The sequence below is a fragment of the Streptomyces sp. WAC05374 genome (assembly GCF_004353505.1).
Lineage (GTDB): Bacteria > Actinomycetota > Actinomycetes > Streptomycetales > Streptomycetaceae > Streptomyces.
In genome coordinates, this window is sequence record NZ_SMNQ01000010.1 from 94,938 (window position 1) to 113,583 (window position 18,646).

Annotated in this window: 17 protein-coding genes; 13 read left to right on the forward strand and 4 right to left on the reverse strand. The window is 73.4% G+C overall.

Features of this window, described 5'->3' with window-relative positions; genetic code table 11:
• Positions 1 to 4 precede the first annotated feature (4 nt).
• Both E2B92_RS20070 and mptB read left to right on the forward strand, forming a co-directional pair.
• A complete protein-coding gene (locus tag E2B92_RS20070) occupies positions 5 to 784 on the forward strand; it encodes an SDR family NAD(P)-dependent oxidoreductase (protein WP_126883512.1) in 780 nt (259 codons plus the stop codon).
• A gap of 707 nt (positions 785 to 1,491) precedes the next feature.
• Complete coding sequence (mptB, locus tag E2B92_RS20075; protein WP_126883513.1) at positions 1,492 to 2,925, forward strand: polyprenol phosphomannose-dependent alpha 1,6 mannosyltransferase MptB; 1,434 nt, start codon at positions 1,492 to 1,494, stop codon at positions 2,923 to 2,925.
• On the opposite strand, the gene E2B92_RS20080 is transcribed toward mptB, so the two are convergent.
• Together E2B92_RS20080 and E2B92_RS20085 are read right to left on the reverse strand one after the other, a co-directional pair.
• Complete coding sequence (locus E2B92_RS20080) at positions 2,922 to 4,496, reverse strand: N-acyl-D-amino-acid deacylase family protein (protein ID WP_126883514.1); 1,575 nt, start codon at positions 4,494 to 4,496, stop codon at positions 2,922 to 2,924. The genes mptB and E2B92_RS20080 overlap by 4 nt on opposite strands.
• Before the next feature lie 11 nt (positions 4,497 to 4,507).
• Positions 4,508 to 5,788 carry an amino acid deaminase gene (locus tag E2B92_RS20085; RefSeq protein WP_126883515.1) on the reverse strand — a complete coding sequence of 427 codons (1,281 nt, stop codon included), beginning with the start codon at positions 5,786 to 5,788 and terminating at the stop codon, positions 4,508 to 4,510.
• A gap of 162 nt (positions 5,789 to 5,950) precedes the next feature.
• Between E2B92_RS20085 and E2B92_RS20090 the strand changes: the two genes are divergently transcribed.
• From E2B92_RS20090 to E2B92_RS20100, 3 genes are read left to right on the forward strand one after another with little or no spacing between them, the layout of a single operon-like run.
• Positions 5,951 to 7,006 (forward strand): sugar kinase, encoded by a 1,056-nt coding sequence (locus tag E2B92_RS20090; RefSeq protein ID WP_126883521.1) that lies wholly within the window; start codon positions 5,951 to 5,953, stop codon positions 7,004 to 7,006.
• Entirely contained in the window at positions 7,003 to 7,767 is a 765-nt protein-coding gene (locus tag E2B92_RS20095; RefSeq protein WP_133087625.1) for an IclR family transcriptional regulator, read from the forward strand. Before E2B92_RS20090 ends, E2B92_RS20095 begins: the two co-directional genes overlap by 4 nt.
• Positions 7,764 to 8,165, forward strand: coding sequence for a RidA family protein (locus E2B92_RS20100; protein WP_133087626.1), 402 nt, complete (start codon positions 7,764 to 7,766; stop codon positions 8,163 to 8,165). The genes E2B92_RS20095 and E2B92_RS20100 overlap by 4 nt, the downstream gene beginning before the upstream one ends.
• A gap of 81 nt (positions 8,166 to 8,246) precedes the next feature.
• On the opposite strand, the gene E2B92_RS20105 is transcribed toward E2B92_RS20100, so the two are convergent.
• Positions 8,247 to 9,587 (reverse strand): M14 family metallopeptidase, encoded by a 1,341-nt coding sequence (locus tag E2B92_RS20105; RefSeq protein ID WP_235023900.1) that lies wholly within the window; start codon positions 9,585 to 9,587, stop codon positions 8,247 to 8,249.
• Positions 9,588 to 9,769: 182 nt separating this feature from the next.
• On the opposite strand from E2B92_RS20105, the gene E2B92_RS20110 reads away from it, so the two are divergent.
• Positions 9,770 to 11,062: an Nramp family divalent metal transporter gene (locus tag E2B92_RS20110; protein ID WP_126888109.1), complete on the forward strand. Its 1,293-nt coding sequence runs from the start codon at positions 9,770 to 9,772 to the stop codon at positions 11,060 to 11,062.
• Between the two features lie 36 nt (positions 11,063 to 11,098).
• A complete protein-coding gene (locus tag E2B92_RS32710; RefSeq protein WP_126888108.1) occupies positions 11,099 to 11,545 on the forward strand; it encodes a hypothetical protein in 447 nt (148 codons plus the stop codon).
• 3 nt (positions 11,546 to 11,548) lie between these two features.
• Here the strand turns inward: E2B92_RS32710 and E2B92_RS20125 are convergent, their stop codons facing one another.
• Entirely contained in the window at positions 11,549 to 13,261 is a 1,713-nt protein-coding gene (locus E2B92_RS20125; RefSeq protein ID WP_126888107.1) for a chitinase, read from the reverse strand.
• A gap of 307 nt (positions 13,262 to 13,568) precedes the next feature.
• On the opposite strand from E2B92_RS20125, the gene E2B92_RS20130 reads away from it, so the two are divergent.
• The 6 genes from E2B92_RS20130 (at position 13,569) to E2B92_RS20155 (ending at position 18,599) form a co-directional block, all read left to right on the forward strand.
• On the forward strand, positions 13,569 to 14,411 hold the full coding sequence (locus E2B92_RS20130) for a hypothetical protein (RefSeq protein ID WP_185923711.1): 843 nt from the start codon (positions 13,569 to 13,571) through the stop codon (positions 14,409 to 14,411).
• A gap of 100 nt (positions 14,412 to 14,511) precedes the next feature.
• On the forward strand, positions 14,512 to 15,234 hold the full coding sequence (gene cpaB, locus E2B92_RS20135) for a Flp pilus assembly protein CpaB (protein ID WP_126888106.1): 723 nt from the start codon (positions 14,512 to 14,514) through the stop codon (positions 15,232 to 15,234).
• Between the two features lie 7 nt (positions 15,235 to 15,241).
• Positions 15,242 to 16,489 carry an AAA family ATPase gene (locus E2B92_RS20140; RefSeq protein WP_126888105.1) on the forward strand — a complete coding sequence of 416 codons (1,248 nt, stop codon included), beginning with the start codon at positions 15,242 to 15,244 and terminating at the stop codon, positions 16,487 to 16,489.
• 10 nt (positions 16,490 to 16,499) lie between these two features.
• Entirely contained in the window at positions 16,500 to 16,862 is a 363-nt protein-coding gene (locus tag E2B92_RS20145) for a TadE/TadG family type IV pilus assembly protein (RefSeq protein ID WP_126888104.1), read from the forward strand.
• Positions 16,859 to 17,239, forward strand: a complete 381-nt coding sequence (locus E2B92_RS20150; protein ID WP_126888103.1) for a TadE/TadG family type IV pilus assembly protein — start codon at positions 16,859 to 16,861, stop codon at positions 17,237 to 17,239. Before E2B92_RS20145 ends, E2B92_RS20150 begins: the two co-directional genes overlap by 4 nt.
• 16 nt (positions 17,240 to 17,255) lie before the next feature.
• Entirely contained in the window at positions 17,256 to 18,599 is a 1,344-nt protein-coding gene (locus tag E2B92_RS20155; RefSeq protein WP_126888102.1) for a CpaF family protein, read from the forward strand.
• Positions 18,600 to 18,646: the final 47 nt, after the last annotated feature.

The window sequence follows — 18,646 nt, forward strand, 5'->3', positions numbered from 1 at the left end:
CCGGATGGGTGCTCCGGGACGGTTCGACGGGTACGGCGCGGTGGTCACCGGCGCGGCACGCGGCATCGGCGAGGCCACCGCGCGCAGGCTCGGCTCCGAGGGCGCGCGGGTACTGGTCGTGGACATCGACGAGGGCCTCGCGCACGAGGTGGCCGCGACCATCCCCGAGGCGGCGGCGTACGGCTGCGACGTGGGCGACCCGGCGGCGGTCGGGGCGGCGGTGGCGTACGCCGCGGAGACCTTCGGCCGCCTGGACGTGCTCGTCAACAACGCCTTCGCGCGCACCCCGGACGCCGCGCGCTTCGAGGACGAGACCGACGAGGTCTGGCAGCGGTCCCTGGACGTCACCCTGGTCGGCGCCCTGCGGTGCGCCCGGGCCGCGCTGCCGCACCTGGCGGCGTCGGGGCGCGGGGCGATCGTGAACATCGGGTCGGTCAACGCCGAGCAGGCGTTCGGCGGCCACGCGTACAGCGCCGCCAAGGCCGGGCTGACCTCGCTCACCCGCACGCTCGCGGCCGAGGCCGCCCCGCGCGGGGTGCGCGTCAACCAGGTCAACCCCGGCACGATCCGCACCCGCGCCTGGGAGGGCCGGGAGCGCGAGCTGGAGGCCCTGGCGGACCGGGTCTACCCGCTGGGCCGAGTGGGTGAGCCGGAGGACATCGCGGCGGCGGTCGCCTTCCTCGCCTCCCCGGACGCGTCCTGGGTCACGGGCACCACCCTCCGCGTCGACGGCGGCCTCATGGCGGTCAACACGGGCTTCGCCCGGGCCCTCGCGGACGACTGACGCCCGGCGGGGTGCGTGCGGCGCGGTGGGGGTGACCGGTTGGTCGGCTGATGCCGGTGGGTCCGGGTCGGGGCGGGGTGCCGTGCGGCGCGGTCACCGGTGGGTCGGCTGATGTCGGTGGTCCGGGTCGGGGCCCCTCCGGGCTCGCCTCCTCGCCGTCGGCGGGGCGCCGAGCCGGTCTCGTCGCCGTTTCACGCCGCCAATCGTCCCCCTACGCCCGGAGGGCGTGGGGGGACCCCCAGCGGGGGCGACCCTGCACGGCCCCTCCTCGCCGTCTCCCCACACCCACCGGCCCGCGGTCGGCGTACGGCCGGGGCCCCGCTGTCTTTCACACCCACCGGCCTGCGGACGGCGTACGACTGGAGGCTCGCCGCCTCCCACACCCACCGGCCCGCGGACGGCGTACGGCCGGGGTGGGGCCGTGCAGGGTCGCCCCCGCAGAGGCTGGCGGCAAGGGGTGGGCTCCCTTCATGTGAGACCCAAGGCCGCCGGCCTCGAGGAGGCGAGCCCGGAGGGGCCACGCCCCACCACCACCGGCGGCGGCCGGGGGTGACGCCAGGGGCGTCAGTGGGCCGGCCGGGCAGGGCGAAGGGGGCCACGCCCCACCACCACCCGGCGGCAGCCGGGGGCGACGCACCGGGGCGGTCAGTGGGCCGGCCGGGAGGCACGACGGACGTGTCCGGGGCCGCCCGATAGGTTGGCGGGTCATGTGGGCAATGAGCGCTGCCGGGTACCGCCGGCTCGGGGCGGCCGGGGCGGTCGCGGTGGCCGCGGGCGGCTGGGCCGCCGGAACGCTGCCGGCCCGGGACCCGTGGGGGATCTGGGTCCCGCACGGGCCGGGCGTCACCGTCGCGGGGACCGTCCTCGCGTACGCCGGGCTGACCGTGCTGCTCGCCGCCTGGTGGGGCCACGGGCGGGCCGGGGCGTCCGTGCGCGAGACGCTCACCACGCTCGGCTGGTGGACGGCGCCGCTGCTGCTCGCCCCGCCGCTCTACAGCGCCGACGTCTACAGCTACATCGCCCAGGGCGCGATGGTCCTGGAGGGCCACGACGTGTACGGCGCCGGGCCCTCCGTACTCGATCCGGCGGGCCTCGGCGGGGACGCGGCCGCGAGTGTCGGCGGGAACTGGACGGACACGCCCGCCCCGTACGGGCCGGTCTTCCTGGTGCTGGCACAGGCCGTGACCTGGGTGACGGGCGGGACGATCGTCCCCGCGGTGCTCGGCATGCGGCTGATCGCCGTGGCCGCGCTGGTCCTGACCGTCCGGGCGCTGCGCCGGCTCGGGCGGTCCTCCGAGGGGGGCGAGAGCGGCGCGCTCTGGCTGGGCGCGCTCAATCCGCTGCTGCTGATGCACGTGGTCGGCGGCATGCACAACGACGGGCTGATGATCGCGCTCATGCTGACCGGCGTGGTCCTCGCCCGGGACGGCCGGTGGATCGCGGGCAGCGCGGTGATCGGGCTCGCGATGATGGTCAAGTCCCCGGCGGCCGTCGCGCTGCTGTTCGTCGGTGTGATCGTCGGGCGGGCGGCCCGCGGCCCGCTCCCTGGCCGCGTGGCCAAGGGGCTGCTGGCCCCGGGGGCGATCGCCGGGGCGGTGGCCGTGGCCGCGACCCTGGCGGCCGGCACCGGGTTCGGCTGGCTGCGCACCCAGAGCGTCGCGGGCACGATCCACACCGCGCTGTCGGTCACCAGCGACCTGGGCCTCGCCCTGGGTGAGCTGCTCCACCTGCTGCTGGGCACCGATCCGGACCCGGTCAAGGCGGCCGTCCAGCGCCTGGGCCTGGCGGCCGCGCTGGCGGTCATCGGCCACCTGGCGTGGCGCGCCGCCCGCGGCCGCCTCGACCCGGTGCGCGCCCTGGGCCCGGCCCTGCTCGTCCTGGTCGCCCTCTCACCGATGGTCCAGCCCTGGTACCTGCTGTGGGGTGCCACCGTGGTCGCCGCCACCGCGCACGACGGCCGCGCCGGGCGCGTCGTCCTGGTCCTGAGCGCCGCCCTCGCCTATGAGACGGCGCCCTCCGGTGCCACCCCGCCGTACGGCTTCGCCCTGGCGGCCGTCGCGGGCGTGGTGGGGTGGGCGCTGGTACGGCGGGAGGCGGCGGCCGGGCAGGGCTGGGCGCCCCGTGCGGCTCACGCGCCCTAGGGTGCCGGGGTGCGCCGGACGGACCGCCCCGCGAGGACATCGGTGCGCCGGCCGTCCCGGATGACGAAGCGGCCGTCGACGAGGACGTGCGGGATGCCGGCCGGCAGGGTGCGGGGGGCGTCGAAGGTGGAGCCCGCGGCGACCGTGTCCGGGTCGAACAGGACCAGGTCGGCGCGGTGGCCCTCGCGGACCAGGCCCCGGTCGGGCAGCCGCAGCCGGGCGGCCGGGCGGGACGTGAGGTGGGCGACCGCCTCCTCCAGGGACAGGACGCCCAGCTCACGCGCGTACCGCCCCAGGTAGTGCGGGAACGTCCCGTAAGCGCGCGGGTGGGGCTTCGCGCCCTGGAGGATGCCGTCCGAGCCGCCCGTGTGGACGCGGTGGCGCATGATCGCCCGGACGTTCTCCTCGTGGCCGACGTGCTGGAGGATCGTCGTGCCCAGGCGGTCCTCCAGCAGCAGCCGGCGTGCCGCGGCCCAGCCGTCGAGGCGCCGGCCCACGTGGTCCGCCAGGTCCGGCCGGGCGACGCCCGAGATCTCGACGGTGTCCCACTCGACGGGTACGCCGTGACAGCCGTCCGAGCCGGTGACCTCCAGGTCGTGGCGGATGCGCTCGGCCGTGGCGTCGTCGCGCAGCTTCGCCAGGACCGCTTCGGGGCCGCCCTCGCTCGCCCAGCCCGGCAGCAGCGCGACGAGCGTCGTGCAGCCGGGGGTGTAGGGGTAGGTGTCGAGCGAGATGTCGGCACCGTCCGCGAGCGCCGCGTCGAGCAGCGCGAGCAGCTCGGGCGCCCGGCCCTCGTTGACGCCGAAGTTCATGGTGGCGTGGGCCAGGTGCAGGGCACAGCCCGCCTCGCGGGCGAGGGCGACCATCTCCTCGTACGCGGCCAGGGCGCCCGCGCCGTAGCTGCGGTGGTGCGGGCAGTAGTAGCCGCCGTACGCGGCCACCACCCGGCACAGCTCGGTCAGTTCGGCGTTCCCCGCGTACATCCCGGGCGTGTAGGTCAGGCCGGACGACATGCCGACCGCGCCCTGCTCCAGGCCCTCGGCCACCAGTTGCCTCATCCGGGTGAGTTCGGCGTCCGTCGGCGGGCGGTCCTCCCAGCCCATGGCGTACGCGCGGACCGTGCCCTGCGGGACCAGGTACGCCGCGTTGACGGCGGTGCCCTGGCGGTCCAGGCGGTCCAGGTACTCGCCGACGGTCCGCCAGTCGAGGTCGACGTCCGAACCGTCGCCGTTCCAGCCGGTGACGGCCCGGCGGACCTCGTCCAGGGTGCGGTCGTCGACCGGCGCGTACGACAGACCGTCCTGGCCCAGCACCTCCAGCGTGACGCCCTGCGCCGCCTTGGCGCTGTGGTCCGGGTCGCGCAGCAGCGCCAGGTCGCTGTGGGCGTGCATGTCGATGAACCCGGGGGACAGGGCGAGACCGTGCGCGTCCAGGACGCGCGCCCCGGTCAGGGAGCGCTCGCCCTCCCGGCGGATCGCGGCGATCCGGCCACCGGTGACGCCCACGTCGGCGCGGTAGGAGGGGCCACCGGTGCCGTCGACGACGCGTACGTCCCGTATGACGAGGTCCATTCCGGCGGCTCCTAGAAGAAGGTACGGATGAAGTCGACGACCGTGCCGTCCTCCTCGACCAGCGGGATGAGCTGCCACTTGTCGAAGGACGTGCAGGGGTGCGACAGGCCCATGCCGACCCAGTCGCCCACCTCCAGGCCGCTGCCGGCCGCCGTCTCCAGCCAGGCGTGCTGGTCCGACAGCCGCGTCACGGTGATCCCGTCCGCCGGGCGGACCGAGCCGTCCCGCGCGGAGCGGACGACCTGCGCCTCGGGCAGGTGGAGGTCGTACGCGGCGTCCCGCTTGCCCGCGTTCACGAACGCCTGTTCCGGCGTGGGGCGGGACACCACCTGCGCCCACAGGCGGAACGCGGGCCGGAGGGCGCCCTCCTCGGGAACCCGGTTGAAGGGGGTGAGGTTCCTGTACTGGCCGTCGTCGTGCGACACGTACGCGCCCGAGCGCAGCAGCTTGAGCACCGGGCGGGACAGCGGCGGCAGTCCGGCGAACACCTCGGCGACCGTGTCGAACCAGGCGCTGCCGCCCGCGCTGACCACGATCTCGTCCAGGTCGTCCGCGAACCGGCCCGTCTTGTCGAACGCGACGGCGATCGCGGTGAGCCGGTTCAGCCAGGCGCGCACGGACTCGGGCGTGGCGTCCGGCACCTCGCCCTCGTACCCGGCGACGCCCACCAGGCGCAGCGTGTCCGTCGCGGCGACGGCGTCCGCGACGGCGGCGCAGTCCGCCTCCGTACGCGCCCCGGTGCGCGCACCGTCGCCCGCGCCCAGCTCGACGACGACGTCGACGGGTCGCCCGCGGCCCGCCAGGGCCTGGTCCATCAGCTCGACCCCGCGGACGGAGTCGACGTAGCAGATGAACCGGAAGTCCGGGTCCCGGTCCAGCTCGGCGGCGACCCAGCGCAGGGCGGCGGCGTCGACCAGCTCGTTGGCGAGGAAGATCCGCCGGATGCCGAAGGTCCGGTAGACCCGGGCCTGGTGCGGCACTGCCGCCGTGATGCCCCAGGCGCCGTACTCCACCTGCCGGTCGAACAACTGCGGTGCCATGGACGTCTTGCCGTGCGGGGCGAAGGCCAGGCCGTGCCGCTCGGCGTACGTCTCCAGCAGCGCCAGGTTGTGCTCCAGCGCCTCGGCGGACAGGGCGAGGACGGGGGTGGTGAACCCGCCGGTGAAGAGATCGCGGCGCTGGGCGGCCAGCTCGCCCACGGTCAGGCCCTCGGCGTCCATGGGGAGGCCCTTGAACCGGTGGTCGATCTGCTCGCCCGAGAGCTGCTCGGCCGTGAGGTGTGCGGCGGCCATGGCGACCCCTCCCCATCTGTTGCATTCTCTGCAACGGTCATTGCGTGTATTGCTCAGTGGTGTCTAACATCCGGCGAACGCCGGGTCAATGGACCGATCCCGGAGCATCCCGTGAGGAGCCCCCGCGTGACCACCACCGACGTCGTCTGCCTCGGCGAGTCCATGGTCACATTCCTGCCGACCCGCCCCGGCCGCCTCGCCGACGTGCCCTCCTTCACCCGCGCCATCGGGGGCGCCGAGTCCAACGTCGCCTGCGCGCTCGCGGCGGCGGGCCACCGGACACGGTGGGTCAGCCGCGTCGGCGCCGACGGATTCGGCGACCACCTGGTCGCGGCCGTCGCCGCGTACGGGGTCGACACCACCGCCGTACGCCGCGACCCCACCCGCCCCACCGGTGTCTACTTCCGCACCGCCACCGACCGCGCCACCGACGCCCACGAGGTCGTCTACTACCGCGCCGGGTCCGCCGCGTCCGCCATGTCCCCCGGGACCGTGCCCCGCGAGGACCTCGCCGGCGGGCGCGTGCTGCACCTGTCGGGCATCACCGCCGCGCTCTCGGACGGCTGCCTCGCCCTGACGCGCGCCCTCACCGCCCGCAGCCCGGGCCGCCCGCTGGTCTCCTTCGACGTCAACTACCGGCCCGGCCTGTGGCGCGCCGCCGACCCCGCCGTCCTGCTCGGCCTGGCACGCGGCGCCGACCTCGTCTTCGTCGGCGAGGACGAGGCGGAGGCGGCGTGGGGCCTGCGGGGCGCGCCGGCGATCCGGGCGGCGCTGCCGGAGCCCGCCGTGGTGGTCGTGAAGCACGGCGGGCGCGGGGCCACGGCGTTCAGCCGCGAAGGCGACGGCGCGGGGCTCCCGCCCGCGGGAGACGCCTCCGCGCCCCCGCCCCCGGAAGACGCCTCCGCGCCCGCGCTCCGGGACGCCGTCACCTTCGTGCCCGCCCCGCGCGTCGACGTCGTCGCACCCGTCGGCGCCGGTGACGCGTTCGCCGCCGGGTACCTCTCCGCCGCCCTCCGCGGGCGGCCCGCAGGGCAGCGCCTGCGCCACGGACACCTCATGGCCGCCGCCGCGCTCACCGTCCCCGGCGACCTGGGCGTCCCGCCCGCCGCCGCGCACGCCGACCGCCTCGCCCGCCTGGACGACGCCGCCTGGGAGAGACTGCACCTCGGCCCCGGCTGGACGCGGACCGGGGAGGACCAGGAGGTACGTACGCCATGAGCCAGACCGTCGACCGCGCGCTCAGCATCCTGCCACTGCTCGCGCGGGGCCCCGCCGACCTCGGACAGGTCGCCGACGCACTCGGCGTACACAAGTCCACCGCCCTGCGCCTGCTGCGCACCCTCCACGAGCACGGCCTGGTCTACCGCCAGGAGGACCAGCGCTACCGCCTCGGCGCCCGGCTGTTCGCCCTCGCGCAGGAAGCCGTCGAGAACCTCGACATCCGCGAGATCGCCCACCCCCACCTCGTGCGCCTGGGCGAGGAGACCGGGCACACCGTGCACCTCGCCGTGTACGAGGAGGGCGAGGTGCTCTACATCGACAAGGTCGACAGCCGCTACCCGGTCCGCATGTACTCGCGCATCGGCAAGCCCGTCGCGATCACCGTGGCCGCCGTCGCGAAACTGCTCCTCGCCGACCTGCCCGAGCCCGAGCGCCGCGTGCTCGCCGCGAAGCTCGACTACCCCATGTACACGTCCCGTTCGATTCCGAACGCCGCCGCCTTCCTCCAGGAACTGGCGACCGTCCGCGAACAGGGCTGGGCCACCGACCTCGGCGGCCACGAGGAGTCCATCAACTGCGTGGCCGCCCCCGTGCGCGGCGCCGACGGCCGGGCCGTCGCCGCCATGTCGGTGTCCGCGCCGAACGTCGTCGTCACCGCCGACGAACTCCTCGGCCTGCTCCCGCTGGTGCGCCGCACCGCCGACGCCATCAGCCGCGAGTACTCAGGAACCACCCCACCCAAGGAAGCGACCGCATGACCGAGAAGACCGCGATCACCCCCGCCACCCACACCACCCCGCCCGCCCGCTTCTCCCACGGCGTGCGCAAGGGCAACATCCTCCAGGTCGCCGGCCAGGTCGGCTTCCTCCCGGCCGTCGAGGGACAGGCGCCCATCCCCGCGGGGCCGGCCCTGCGCGAGCAGACCCTGCAGACGCTCGCCAACGTCGAGGCCGTCCTCACGGCGGGCGGCGCGAGCTGGGACGACGTGATGATGGTGCGCGTCTACCTCACCGACACGGCGCACTTCGCCGAGATGAACGCCCTCTACGACGAGTACTTCGCCGGCCTCGCCGTGCCCCCCGCCCGCACCACGGTCTACGTCGGTCTGCCCGCCGGCCTGCTCATCGAGATCGACGCCCTGGCGGTCCTGGACTGACCCGTCCCCCCCCCCGCCCGGTCGCGCGGCGGGGGCACCCGGCCGTCACGGGCCGGGTGCCCCTTCACGCGCGTACCGCCGTCAGGCGGCGCAGTACTGCTGTTCCTTGCCGATGGAGCGGTACATGCAGTCGGCGTTCTCGACCAGTTGCAGCACCGCGTCGCGGTTGCGGCTGGTCTCCCGCTCGATGACCTCGTCGGGCGGGTAGAAGCCGCCGCCGGAGGCGGAACGCGGGTACATCTCGAAGGTGTAGCCGAAGATCTTGTGCGCGCCCCACAGGTAGTCGTCGATCGACCCGTCGGTGATGTACAGGTCGCTGGACTGCTCGGGGGTGTAGCCGTTGCTCGCGGCCATCTTGCGGCCGACGGTCGCGAAGGCGTCGCGGTCGTCCTGGGTGAGGCCGGGGGCGGTGTCGTTGTAGGTGTAGCCGTACGGCCACAGCACCAGCTCGCTGTACGTGTGGAAGTCGATGCCCGCCTTGATCTGCTGCTTGCCGCCCACGACGCGGGAGCGGACGAAGTCGGCGACGACCTTCACCTCGGGGGCGGACTCGGGCGCCGAGCCGCGGTAGGTCTCGGAGCCGTACGAGCCCGAGGAGCCGCCGCAGCAGCCCCACTTGAAGTTCCAGTTGCGGTTCATGTCGGTGCCGACGTACGAGGAGCCGGAGTTGGGCTGCCGGTTCTTGCGCCAGCTCCGGTAGGAGCCGGAGGCGATGTCGTACTCGCCGCCGTCCGGGTTGAGGTCGGGCACGATCCAGATCTCGCGGTTGTTGACGGCGCTGGTGATGCGGGGGTCGGAGCCGTAGCCGGCGCCGAACTCGCGCAGCAGGTACAGGGCCATCTCCACGGTGAGGTGCTCGCGGGCGTGCTGGTGGTGGGTGAAGAGGATCTCGGGCTCGTTCTCGTCCGTGGCCACGTTGTCGCTGATCTTGATGGCGACGATGTCGCGGCCCTGGTACGACTTGCCGATGACCCGGCGGCTCATGATGGTCGGGTACTGCTGGAGCCGCTGGCTGATCTCCGCGTTCATCTCCGCGTAGTTGTGGTAGCGGGCGTCGGCGGAGGGGAAGTCCATGGCGCCGACGGCCTTGCCGCCGGTCCGGTCGGGCGGGGCGGGCAGGGCCTCCAGCCTGTGGCCCAGGGCGCGCAGCTTGCGTGCCTGCTCGTGGTTGGCGCTGACGACGACCGCGTGGTCGTCGGCCTCGTCGATCGCGACGCCGGTGGCGGCGATGGCGGTGCGTTCGGCGGGGGTGGAGGGGCCGTGGATCTCGTACTGCCGGATGACCTCCTCCGTGGTGGCGGCGGAGGTGGCCGGTATCGCGGTGGGCGACGCGGTCGCGGTGGCGGCGAGCGGGGCCGCGACGGCGAGCGCCAGGAGGGCCGTGAGGGTGGCGGACCTTCTGCCGCGTGTGCGGATGCGCAAGCGCATGTCGTCTCCTGCGGTGGGGGGTACGGGGTGGGTCTCCCCGTGCGAGGCATCGTCCGGCGCTGGCATGACCGCGTCAAGAGCGCCGTCGGCCGTGTCCCCGCTCCGGTCCTCTTGCGCGATCACCCCGCCCCGCGCTTTGGTGACGTCACGTCGGGTGAACGAAAGGCGGTCCACGCATGGCAGACACCGCGCGACAGGACGAGACCGAGGGCACCGGCCCCGGGCTCCGCAAGGCGAGCTGGCGCCACATCGGCCCGGGCATCGTCGTCGCCGCGACCGGCGTAGGCGCCGGCGACCTCGTCGCCACGCTCATCGCGGGCAGCAAGTTCGGCTATACGCTCCTGTGGGCGGCCGTCGTCGGCTGCCTCATCAAGATCGCTCTGGCGGAGGCCGCCGGGCGCTGGCACCTGGCCACCGGCCGCACCCTCTTCGACGGCTGGCGCAGCCTCGGCCCCTGGACCACCGGCTACTTCGCGGTGTACGTCGCCGTCTGGGGCTTCGTGTACGGCGCGGCCGCCATGTCCTCCAGCGCGCTCCCCCTCCAGGCGCTCTTCCCGGACGTCATGGACCTGAAGTGGTGGGCCGTCCTGTGCGGCGTGGGCGGACTGGTCTTCGTCTGGTTCAACCGCTACGCCGTCTTCGAGAAGGTCATGACCCTCCTGGTCGGCGTGATGTTCGTCGTCACCGTCTACCTCGCCGTCCGCGTCACCCCGCACCTCGGGGACGCCCTCGCCGGCCTCGTGCCCGTGCTGCCGGGCGGCTCCCTGATCTACACCCTCGGCCTGATCGGCGGCGTCGGCGGCACGATCACCCTGGCCGCGTACGGCTACTGGGTCAACGCCAAGGGCTGGACCGACACGTCCTGGATGCGGGTGATGCGCCTGGACAACCGGGTCGCCTACATCACCACCGGTGTCTTCGTCGTCGCCATGCTCTTCGTCGGCGCCGAACTGCTGCACTCCTCCGGCATCGCGCTCGCCAAGGGCGACAAGGGCCTCCTCGACCTCTCGGGCGTCCTGGCCGACCGGTACGGCACCGTCACCTCCAAGCTGTTCCTCATCGGCTTCTTCGCCACCTCCATCACCTCCCTCATCGGTGTGTGGCACGGCGTGAGCCTGATGTTCGCCGACTTCGTGACCCACTTCCGCAAGCGGGGTGCGACCACCGGCGAGGAGGTCGCGGCCGGGGAACGCGAGAAGTCGGTGCCCTTCCGCGCGTACCTGCTGTGGCTGACGTTCCCGCCGATGGCCCTGCTCTTCCTGGACCAGCCGTTCGGCCTGGTCATCGTCTACGGCGTGATCGGCGCCTTCTTCATGCCCTTCCTGGCCCTGACCCTGGTGTGGCTCCTCAACTCCGACCGGACGCCCCGCGAGTGGCGCAACGGCCCGCTCAGCAACGGCACCCTGGCCGCGGCGGGCCTGCTGTTCGTGGTGCTCTGCGTCCAGCAGGTGCGCGAGCTGCCCTGGTAGGACGCCGGTGCGGCCCGGGTGGCCATACTGGGGGGCATGACGACGCCCCCCGGATTCGGCCCCCCGATGCCGATACAGCCGCCGTACGGCGCGCCGCCGGCCCCGTACGGCGGCCCCGTGCCGCCCGCCCCGTACGGCGGCCCGCCGCCCGCCCCGTACGGCGTCGCGCACCCCCCGCCGTACGGCGTGCCCGCCGACGGGCCCGAGTTCATGGCGCACGACCGGCACAACTCCGTGATCGTGGACGCCTCCGGGGTGTCCCTGGAGGTCAACGGCCACACCATGGACTTCCCGTGGCAGGGCGTCGCCACCGTGCACCACGCGCCCTCGCCGCACGGGGGCGCCGTCCTGATGGTGGCCGTCACGCACCCCAGCGGCATGCTGTACGAGTGCCGGATCGACGCCAGGCGCAAGGCCCAGCTCCACCAGTGGCTGGCGGAACTGGGCCCCGTACTGCACCACTACCTGGCGAACCGGGCCTGACCCCTACGGCAGGTTGTGGACGTGCGGCCCCACCGCGTTCGACCAGGCGTTGCCGGCCGTGGCGTCCCAGTTCGTCGACCAGGTCATCGCCCCGCGCAGCGCCGGGTAGGTCTTCGACGGCTTGAACGAGCCGCAGTTGGTGCCGCGCGTGAGGCAGTCCAGCGCGTTCTTCACGATCTGCGGGTCGACGTAGCCGCTGCCGGCGCCCCGCGTGGAGGCGGGCACCCCCAGTCCGACCTGCGAGGGGTCGAGGCCGCCCTCGAGCTGGATGCAGGCCAGGGCGGTCAGGAAGTCCACGGACCCCTGGGAGTACACCTTGCCGTCGCAGCCCAGCATCGAGCCGCTGTTGTAGTACTGCATGTTGACGACGGTGAGGATGTCCTTCACGGCGAGCGCCGTCTTGAAGTACTCCGTCCCGGTGTTCTGCATGTCGATGGTCTGCGGCGCCATCGTCAGCACCATGCCGGGCCCGGCCTTCGCCGAGAGCTGGCGCAGTGCCTTCGTCAGGTACGTGGAGTTGATGCCGTGTTCCAGGTCGATGTCGACCCCGCTGAAGCCGTACTCCTGCATCAGCGCGTACGCGCTGTTCGCGAACGCCGTCGCCGACGCGTCGCTGTTGATGGTGACGTTGCCCTTCTCGCCGCCCACCGAGATGATCACGGACTTGCCCGCGGCCTTCTTGGCCGCGATGTCCGCCTTGAAGTCCGCCACCGAGGCGTAGCCGACGGCCGGGTCGAGGTTGAAGACGATCTGGCCGGGGGTCGCGGTCGAGTCGGCGAACGACACGGCGATGATGTCGTACTGCGCCTGCACGTCGCGCAGCTTCTGCACCGTGGCGCCGTTGTTGAAGTTCTGCCAGTAGCCGGTCACCGCGTGGCGGGGCACGGCCGGGTCGGGGTTCTGCCCGCCGGGTGAGGTCCTCGCCGCGACCGCCGCCGACCTGGCCGACTCGCCGGCCGCGTTGGTGGCGCTGACCTGGAAGCTGTACGAGGTGTCCGCGGCCAGCCCGGTCACGGTCGCCGACGGCCCGGTCACCGACTGGACCCGGGTGCCGTCCCGGTAGACGTGGTAGCCGGTCGCCCCCTGGACGGGGCTCCAGCTCAGGGCGACGGACGAGGAGGTCACCGCGCCGGCGGCGAGCCCGGCGGGCGTGGCGGGCACCACCGGGTCGGGGTCGCCGCCCCCGCCGCCGTCGGGCCCGAAGACGGAGATGTCGTCCGCGTAGTAGGCGGCCTGCCCGTACCAGCCGTGCGTGTAGACGGTCACGGACGTGGTGCTCGCGCCCGTGGTGAACCGGGTGGTGAGCTGCTTCCAGCCCGCCGAGTCGGGCGTCCACGCCGACACGTCGGTGGTCCCGGTGCCGGTCGCGCCCAGGTAGGCGTACCCGCCCTGCACCCAGGCGCTGAGCGTGTACGTGGAGTTGGGCTTGACGGCCACCGTCTGGGAGCACCGGGCGTTGTCCTGGCCGGCGGGCGTGGCCCTGAGCGCGGCGGTCCCGCCGTGCACGGGCGAGGAGACCGTGGCGCCGCTGCCCGCGGAGCAGGTCCAGTTGGCGAGGCCGGACTCGAAGCCGGCGTTCTTGGCGACGTTGACGTCGGCGGCGTGGGCGGTGCCGGCCGTGCCGCCGGCCAGGGCGAGCCCGGCGCCCACGGCCAGCGCCAGGCTCCCTGAGAGCCATCTTCCGTGACGCGTGCGTGCGCGGTGCGTGGGGTCCACGTGCTGCCTCCGGTGGGGGAGTCGGGGAGGTGCTGGGGAACGGTGGCCACCGCCGTTTCCGTAAAACTGGTCCAGACCAATCGACTTGTCAAGACCTGTGGAACGAAACAGGAGTTAACTGCTGACGCCTTCGTCCTGATTGGTCACCCGCGGTCCTTCGCCCCGGCGTGAGCGAGCGATCTGAAAGCTGTTCTCTGGCCCCTGAGACGTGGCTAAAGTGCGGGTGGGCAGGGGAGCGTGGAGGAGCGGGCAGAGCTTGTCCGCGGTTCGCCGGAACGCCGGCGGCCGGAGCTGAACGGGGAACAGCGTGCCGACCGCAATTGCCGTCACCAGCGCCGATCTGGTGCTGCCACCGACCGACCACCAGACGCCCACGGCGGCCCTGCTGCCGCACCCCGACGCGCAGCCGCTGGACGCCGCCGTCGCGGACATGCAGGTCATGGTCGAACAGCACGGCTACGTCGTCGCCCTCTACCCCGCCTCCCTGCCCGCCGCCCACGAACGCCGCCTGCACACCGTCCGCTCCGTCCTGGAGAGCGACCGCATCGCCCTGCTGAGACTGGACCTCCCGCCGCTCGGCGTCGCCGTACTCGTACGCCAGCTCCGCCAGTTGTCGGTCTGCGACTTCGGCGCCGGCGTGCTGGCCTCGGCCGCCCGGCTGCTGGCCCACTACGTCTACGCGGGCGCCCTGCTCCACAGCGTCACCCGGCTCGACCGCGTCCCCGTCGGCCTGAAGTCCCACGCCAAGTCCTGGGTGCCCGGCTCCCAGTTCGGCGTCCTGGCCAACCCGGCGCCGCAGCTCGTCAGGATCGGCACCGGGGAGCAGCTCGCCGGCCCCGAGTTCGGCACGCACTTACTCGTGGCACGGGGCCAGTCGACGTCCGCATGGGTCACCGAGTCCCTCGCACCCGCCTGGCGGGTCCAGAGTGTCGTGGACAGCCCGCTGCCGGCCGCGTCCCCGAAATGGTGGGGCACCGCGAAGCTGATCGAGTTCGCCGCCTTCCTCCCCGACATCTCGATCCTCTACCAACTCGTCGCCTCCGTGCGGCGGGAGATCTGTTCCTGGTGCGGCATCGACCTCATCGGCGACCGCTGCGGATTCTGCTCGGCCCCCCTCGTCCCGCCCGAGCCCGTCCAGGGCACGGCATGAGGCCCCCGCCGGCGCCGGGCCCGCCCTCGCGCCCTCGTCAGCCACCCGCACGTCTCCGCACGGTCCCACGCCCACGTCCACTCACGAGGTCCCCCCGCCCATGAATTCACGTCAGCGCCGCGGTGTCCTTCTCCTGCTCCTTTCGGTCCTGTGCGCCCTCGGCGCGTTCGCCGGTGTGGTCACGGTGATCAGCGACGTGAATTCCAAGGTCGGCCCGGAGGTCGACGCGTACGAGCTGAAGGCCGACGTGGCCGCCTACACCGCGCTCCAGCCGGGTCAGTTCCGGAAGATAAGGATGCCCGAGCGCTGGCTGTCCGGAAATGCCGTCACCGACCTCGCCGTCGTCAAGGACAAGATCGCCGTCACCGACCTCAAGAGAGGCTCGCTCCTCCAGGAGGACATGATCGCCAACCGGCCCGCGCTCGAGAGCGGCCAGCAGGAGATCGCCATCATGATCGACGCCGCCACCGGCGTCGCCGGGAAGATCACGGCCGGCTCGCTGGTGAACATCTTCGCCACCTTCGACGACGACAACCGCGAGAAGAACGCCGTCGCCGAGTCCCGCATCATCGTCGCCAACGCCCGCGTCCTCGACGTCGGCAAGCTCACCCCGCTCGACGGCAAGCGGGACGACAACCGGGGCGTCGGCATCCGGGAGGCCGTGCCGATCACCTTCGCCCTCTCCACCGCCGACGCCCAGCGCGTGGCGTACGCCGAGTCGTTCGCCGAGCACGTGCGGCTCGCGCTGCTGCCCAGGAACAGCCCCACCGTCCTCCGGCCCGGCGAGGGCAGCTACACGCTCGACGAAGACAGGAACAAGTGAGGGCCGGATGACCACACGCATCCTCCCGGCCGTCGGCGACCCCGACGCCGCCCGCTCCATCACCACCCTCCTCAGCCAGCTCCCCGACACCGAACCGGCCGGACCGGTCGGCGACTCGACCTCGCTGATCGACACCCTCGCGCGGCTCGCCGCCGAGTCCCTGGAGGAACTGCCCGAGGTGGTGCTGGTCCACGAGCGGATCGGCCCCGTCCCCGCCCTCGAACTCATCCGGGAGGTCGCCCTGCGCTTCCCGGCGGTGGGCGTCGTCCTCGTCACCACCGACGCGGGCCCCGGGCTCTACTCGGCCGCCATGGACTCCGGCGCCCGCGGCCTCGTCGGCATGCCGCTGTCGTACGAGGAACTCGCCCAGCGCGTCCAGTCGGCCGCCGCCTGGTCCGCCGGCGTACGGCGCCACCTGGGGCAGGGCGGCGACGTGTTCACCGGACCGGGCGGCCGGGTCGTCACCGTGAGCGGTGCCAAGGGCGGCGTCGGCACCACCGTCACCGCGGTGCAGCTCGCCCTGGCCGCCCGGGCGTCCGGCCTGTCCGTCGCCCTCGCGGACCTGGACCTCCAGTCCGGGGACGTGGCCTCCTACCTGGACGTGCAGTTCCGGCGGTCCATCGTGGACCTCGCCACCATCCAGGACATATCGCCCCGGGTGCTCCAGGACGCCCTCTACGCCCACCACTCCGGCATCGCCCTGCTGCTCGCGCCCGGGGAGGGGGAGCGGGGCGAGGACGTCACCGACCGGTCCGTCCGCCAGATCGTCAGCGCGCTGCGCAACCGCTACGAGGTCGTCGTCGTCGACTGCGGCACGCACATGGACACCGCCAACGCCGCCGCCATCGAGATGGCCGACACCGCGCTGCTGGTCGTCACGCCCGACGTGGTGGCCGTGCGGGCCGCCAAGCGCATGGTGCGGCTGTGGGACCGGCTCCAGATCCGCAAGGCGGAGGAGACCGTGACGGTCGTCAACCGGCACGTCCGCACCACCGAGATCCAGCCGCCGCTCGTCGAGAAGATCACCGGCACCCGTGTCGCCCGGACCTCCGTACCCGCGCACTTCAAGGAGCTCCAGTCGGTCGTCGACGCCGGCCGCATGCAGGACCTGGAGGCCAAGTCCACCGTCAAACAGGCGCTGTGGGCACTCGCCGGCGAGCTGGGGATCGTCCGGGCGCCCGAAGGGGAAGGCAAGCAGGGGAAGTTCCGTGGCGACCGGGGCGCGGTGGGCCTCCGGCGGGCACGCGGCAAATAGGGGACACGTCATGAGACGCCGTTACGGAAACGACCGGGGGCAGGTCGCCGTCGAGTTCACCGGCATGGTCCCGGTCGTGCTCGGCGTGATCGTCCTGCTCTGGCAGGCCGCCCTCGTGGGCTACGCCTACTCCCTGGCCGGCAACGCCGCGGACGAGGCGGCCCGGGCGGGCACGGTCGGCGGGGACGGCGCGTGCGCGGCGGCCGCGCAGGGGAGCGTGTCGGGGGCGTGGACGGTCAGCCCCGAGTGCGGCGGGGGCGGTGCCCTCTACACGGCCTCCGTGGAGGTGAACGTCCCCGTGCTGTTCCCCGGATTCGACATCCCCGTACCCGTGCGGGGCACGGCGTCCGTGGCCAGGGAGGGCGACGAATGACCGTCCGCGCGTGGACAGGGCGGCGCCACCGGGAGGGCGGCCAGTCGGCCGTCGAGTTCGTCGGCTGGGTCGCCGTGCTGCTGACCGCCGCGCTCGCGGCCGTCCAGCTCGGGTTCGTGGCGTACGCCGTGCAGCAGGCGGGCACGGCGTCGCGGGCGGCGGCCCGGGTGGCGTCGCAGGACCCGACGGCGGACGCCGGGGCCGCGGGGGAGGCCGCCGTCAGCGGCTGGCTCGGCGCCGAGGTCGGGGTCGGAGGCGGCGGCGAGGCGGTCACCGCCACCGCGACCGTACCCATCCCCTCCGTCCTGCCGCTGTTCACCCTCCCCAGCGCCCAGAGGTCCACCACCATGCCCGTCACCACGCCCGCCACCGACTGAGGGAGCCGAGAGCGACATGAGCCTGCGGGCGCGCATCAGCAGCCCCGAGCCGGCCAACGGCAAGGGAGAGGACAACCACCTCGTCGGCGTCTACCGCGTCAAGCTCCTGGAGGAGATCGACCTCGCGGAGATGTCCGCCCTGGCGACCGCCGAGCGCCGCGCCCGCCTGGAGCGGGTGCTCGGCCACATCATCAGCCGCGAGGGCCCCGTCCTGTCCTCCTCCGAACGCTCCCAGCTCATCCGCCGCGTCGTGGACGAGGCCCTGGGGCTCGGCATCCTCGAACCGCTCCTCGAGGACGCCTCCATCAGCGAGATCATGGTCAACGGCCCCGAGCAGGTCTTCGTCGAGCGGCGCGGCCGCCTCGAACAGCTCCCGATGCGGTTCTCGTCCACCGAGCAGCTCATGCAGACCATCGAGCGGATCGTCTCCACCGTCAACCGCCGCGTCGACGAGTCCAACCCGATGGTCGACGCCCGCCTCCCCTCCGGGGAACGCGTCAACGTCATCATCCCGCCGCTGTCCCTCTCCGGCCCCATCCTCACCATCCGCCGCTTCCCGCGCGCCTTCACGCTCCAGGAGATGGTCGCCCTCGGCTCGCTCGACGAGCACATGGTGATGCTGCTCGCCGGGCTCGTCCGCGCCAAGTTCAACGTGATCGTCTCCGGCGCCACCGGCACCGGGAAGACCACCCTCCTCAACGCGCTGTCCGGCCTCGTCCCCGACGGCGAGCGGATCGTCACCATCGAGGACTCCGCCGAGCTCCAGCTCCAGCAGTCCCACGTCATCACCCTCGAGGCCCGCCCGCCCAACGTCGAGGGCAAGGGCCGCGTCACCATCCGCGACCTCGTCCGCAACTCGCTGCGCATGCGCCCCGACCGCATCATCGTCGGCGAGGTCCGGGGCGGCGAGACCCTCGACATGCTCCAGGCCATGTCCACCGGCCACGACGGCTCCCTCGCCACCGTCCACGCCAACAGCGCCGAGGACGCCCTGATGCGCCTCCAGACCCTCGGCTCCATGTCCGAGGTGGAGGTCCCGTTCGCCGCCATCAAGGACCAGATCAACAGCGCCGTCGACGTCATCGTCCAGCTCACCCGGCACGCCGACGGCGCCCGCAAGATCACCGAGATCGCGATCGTCGACTCCCACGGGCGCGAGGAGTACCGGATCGTGACCGTCTGCCGCTTCGTCGCCCAGCCCATGACCCCCGACGGACGCGTCCACGGCCACTTCGCGTACCACCCGCTCCCGCGCCGCGTCGCCGAACGCCTCCGCCTCAAGAGCGAGCCCGTCCCGCCCGCCTTCGGCGTCGCCCACACCGACGAACAGCTCGCCCTCCGCCGCGCCACCACCGCCTGACCGCCGCCCCCCGACTGCCCGACTGGACCCATGACCCCATGAACCCC